This window comes from Formivibrio sp. oc-25, from assembly GCF_055810895.1.
On the sequence record NZ_JBVVOL010000061.1, the window covers coordinates 1 to 4394 of the forward strand.

Annotated in this window: 4 protein-coding genes; all 4 read left to right on the forward strand. The window is 48.1% G+C overall.

The genetic code is table 11. From position 1 onward, the window contains the following. Nucleotides 1–401 precede the first annotated feature (401 nt). On the forward strand, nt 402–947 hold the full coding sequence (locus tag AC0KVQ_RS16135) for a TRAP transporter small permease (RefSeq protein WP_473422217.1): 546 nt from the start codon (nt 402–404) through the stop codon (nt 945–947). A gap of 25 nt (nt 948–972) precedes the next feature. Next, entirely contained in the window at nt 973–2262 is a 1290-nt protein-coding gene (locus tag AC0KVQ_RS16140) for a TRAP transporter large permease (RefSeq protein WP_473422218.1), read from the forward strand. Nucleotides 2263–2305: 43 nt separating this feature from the next. Continuing rightward, on the forward strand, nt 2306–3382 hold the full coding sequence (dctP, locus tag AC0KVQ_RS16145) for a TRAP transporter substrate-binding protein DctP (RefSeq protein ID WP_473422219.1): 1077 nt from the start codon (nt 2306–2308) through the stop codon (nt 3380–3382). A 299-nt stretch (nt 3383–3681) separates the two neighbouring features. Beyond that, nucleotides 3682–4394, forward strand: a 713-nt coding sequence (locus tag AC0KVQ_RS16150; RefSeq protein ID WP_473422220.1) for a PEP/pyruvate-binding domain-containing protein, incomplete at its 3' end; no start/stop codon positions are given.

Consider the following 4394-nt stretch of genomic DNA (forward strand, 5'->3'; position numbering starts at 1 on the left):
GTCTGATTTGACGAAAAATCAGGCTGATTTTGAAGAGGAAGCAGTTTTTTGAAATTCAGGGGTGAAAAACCGAAGGTAGGATTTGGTTTTTCACCAGCCTGTTAATTTATATTTGGAGGTGATTGTCATGGTGTTTTGACGGTTTTGATTGATCTGAATTGTATTAATTCAGCTGAAATATGGTATTGGCTGTTGTTCTGTATATTTGATTTTGGCGCTTGTTTTATAAGTTGTAAGATGTGATTGTTTTAATTTCTCAATTAACTAGGTTTTGATAGGGCTGGTGCGGCTAATTTAAGATAAGCGGCGAACAAATAATAATTATTTTTCAAGGAAGTGTGGCTGTGAAAATTCTGATTATTTCGCGTGCTTACTTTTCCATCGACAATTAGAGGCCGACGATGTTAACTACATCTATCCATTCTCTCGATCGTGTCAATACTTTTACAACCTCGGTAACAGGAAAGCTTGCAACCGCAACCTTGATGATCATGACCGCAGTTGTTACGACGCATGTCATTGCGCGATTCAGTTTCAACTACAGCTTTCACTGGACTGAGGAGGTCGCCCGAAATTTGATGGTCTGGATGACCTTCCTCTACTTTCCTAGTGGCCATAAGCGCGGCATGAATGTCGCGGTTGAGTTCGTTGTGGCTCCGTGGGCGCATACGATCCCGGGGCAACTACTCAAATTGGCACTTGAGCTGCTTGCGATGCTCGTGCTTATTGTCGCTATCAAACTTTCGATTGGAATGATCGAGCGAGGTATGGATACCACAAGTCAGGCTCTTCAGATCACCATGGGTTGGATTTACATGGTATTGCCAATTTGTTTCGGTCTGACACTCTTATGTTCACTCGAAAATGTGCTGCGAATTGTGGCGAAAATTTCGGGAATTACAACTGTTCGGCCCCCTGCCCATGTGGTTGTGGACGCAGCTGAATAATGTATTGAGGTGAGGACGGAAAATCATGGAATTCGTATTTCTTGGGCTTTTCCTAGGGCTGCTTATCATTGGCACCCCCATGATCTATCTGATGCTTGCTGCGCCAGGAATTGCATTGACATTGGAGGGTAGGGAGGTTTTTCTGAACCTGCTCATGTATCGCCTGTATGCAGGTATTGACAGCTTTCCGCTCATGGCTTTGCCGTTTTTTGTTCTTGCAGGCGAGATGATGACGGCAGGTGGAGTCATGAGGCGTATGGCAGCCTTCGCAAACTCGTTCGTTGGTCACCTTCGCGGTGGCCTTGCTCATGTCTCTGTGTGCTCTTCGGTGATGCTGGCTGGAGGGTGCGGCTCGGCAGTGGCGGATGCCTCTGCTCTAGGATCACTCATGATTCCCGCGATGCGTAGCCAGGGCTACAGTAATCGCTACGCTTCGGCCGTGATCGCAGCTTCGGCCGTGATCGTATCGATCATACCGCCAAGTGGAATATTTATTCTTTATGCCTTCATTATGAATGTGTCGGTGGCAGCAATGTTTGCAGGCGGCGTTATTCCTGGGCTGCTAATTGCATTGGCGCTAATTATGGTAATTGCAATCCGTGCACCATCGCAGAATTTGCCACGTTCTGAAACCAAACCTTCGCTGAAGGAAATTTTCCGTACCGGCAAAGAGGCATTCCTGCCCCTGCTTACTCCTGCTGTCTTAATCGGTGGAATACTTGGTGGCTTGTTTACTCCAACTGAAGCTGCTGCGATTGCTGCCGTTTACTCCATGATTCTTGGAGTCTTCTACACCAAGGAAATAAAATGGAAGGATATTCCTTGTATTTTCTCAAAGACGGCATTGAGTTCGGCCGTGATCTTGATGCTAGTGGGTGCAGCTGTCGCGTTCGCTTCCGTGATCAGTCTGAAAGGCTTGCCCCAGATGGCATCGGGGATTGTTTTGAGAATAACGGAAGATCCTAATCTAATGTTCTTGGTTGTTAATTTATTGCTGCTAGGTGTTGGAATGATAGTCGATGCTGGGCCGGCAATTCTGATGCTTGCTCCCATACTGGCTCCTGTGATGACAGGGCTAGGTGTTGATCCAATTCACTTTGCCGTAGTGATGAGTATCAACATGATCATTGGCCTTATTACGCCGCCGATGGGGTTGGTGCTTTTTGTTGTAAGCGGGATTAGTCGCGAGAAGATTGAAGTTATTGCAAAAGAAATGATGCCTTTGTTTTTTGCTGAACTGGCGGTTCTTTTCCTTATCACCTATGTGCCAGATCTAGTTTTATTCTTGCCGCGCGTGATGGGGTATGTCAAATAATTAATAAATAATGTTGAATAATAATTAGAGAAGGAGAAGTGAAATGATGGTTAAAATCAAGGTGAGTAATATAACAAGGATTGTACTTGCCGTTGTGACGGCATTGGGATTATGTGTGCCGGCCAGCGCTGCTACTGAGCTAAATCTGGCTGTGCTGGCGGGAATTTCAGACGAAGACTACGATGGTGCACAAGTTTTTAAGAATTACGTTGAGACTGTCTCGAGTGGCAGTATTTCGGTGAAGCTGTTTCCTGGCGCACAGCTATGTGGTTCAGCGGCTGAGTGTTTCGAGCTAATGAAGGCTGGCGTGGTGGATGTGTTCAATGGAACAGCTGGCATGGCGTCGGTAATCTATCCGCCGATCCAGGCGTTAGACATTCCTTACCTTTTTAACTCTGATCGTGTCGTGAAGGAAGTACTGCAAGGACCACTTGAGCAGGACATACGTGAGCGCATGCTAAAAGCAAGCAAAAACCAGGTCATGCTGATGTCGATTGGTCAGACTGGCGGCTGGCGCGGCATCCTGACAAAGACCAGGCCGGTCAAAAGTCCTACGGATATGAAAGGGATGAAGATCCGAACGATCGAGTCGCCAATCCAGCAGACCTTGGTGCGCAGTATGGGCGCTTCACCCACACCTTTACCTTGGTCTGAAGTCTATACGGCCGCCACAACCGGCGTGATCGAGGGATCGCTTAACTCCATCAGTGATGTGACCTCCGGCAAACTGAATGAGTCGATGAAATTCCTGACGCTGGATCGCAATGCATACATGACTAATATGTGGTTTATTGGTAATGCTAAATTTCAGAAGCTCTCTGAGGCGGAGAAACAGATCGTGTTGGATGGCTCTCGTATATTTGCAGATGTTACCTTTGGGGTGCAACCTTGGAAGGAGCTAAAAGCTTATGAGGAATTCCGTAAATCTGGGGGCAAGATCTACATCCCTACTCCCAATGAATCTGCAAAATTTCATGCACTGGCCAAACCAATACGTGACTGGTATCTTGGTCAGTATGGTAATGAAGGTAAATCTTTCTTGTCATCGATTGAAAAGTCCATTGAGTTGGCTAGCAAGAAAATTTCTGATGCAAACTCCTTGGTAATGAAAATGAAGTAAATCAAGCCCGATTTTTTTGATGGTGTGAAACCAGGGCTGGTGTTTATTTTCTATTCCAAATTTACAAGTGATATTGTAGCTGGCCAGATTTTCATTATATCTGGCCATTTGTTTTTTGTTCGCCGTGCTTTGAGTGATTGCTGTTTGATTGACGTTAAAGCATTCTATGCAATAGAAATTTTACCGCCATGGTTAAAAATGTAGTTATTCACAATCGACTACATTTTGGTTGTTTGCATAATAATTCATACCATATATTTGTGCGCAGCAACAAACCCCTTACGAAGGAGCTGTGACATATGAAGGCATCATCCCTAGTTAGTCCGCTGGTCATTGATTTATCCCAACTGCGCATGAGCGATGTTCACCGGGTGGGCGGCAAGAACGCCTCGCTCGGCGAATTGATCTCGCAACTCTCCGCCAAGGGGGTACGCGTGCCGGGTGGCTTTGCCACCACGGCCGAGGCCTGGCACCAGTTTCTGTCGCATCTGGATTTGGCGCAGCGTATTGACGATTTGCTGTCGGAGTTGGATGTCGACGACGTACATGCGCTGGCCGAAGTCGGCAAACAAATCCGCGACTGGATCATGCTGACGCCGCTGCCCGACGCGCTGGAGCAGGCGATTGTCGACAGCTATGCCGCGTTGGGCGAGGAGGTGACGGTGGCGGTGCGTTCGTCCGCCACCGCCGAAGATCTGCCCGATGCTTCGTTCGCCGGCCAGCAGGAGACCTATCTCAACATTCGCGGCGCGGCCAATGTGCTCGATGCCATCCGCAAGGTCTACGCCTCGCTCTACACTGACCGCGCCATTGCCTACCGCGTGCATCAGGGCTACGACCACAAGCTGGTGGCACTCTCGTGCACCATCCAGCGCATGGTGCGTTCCGACGTGGGCGCGGCCGGAGTGATGTTCACCATCGATACCGAAAGCGGTTTCGACCAGGTGGTGTTCGTGACTTCCTCGTATGGTCTGGGCGAATCGGTGGTGCAGGGGCTGGTCAACCCGGATGA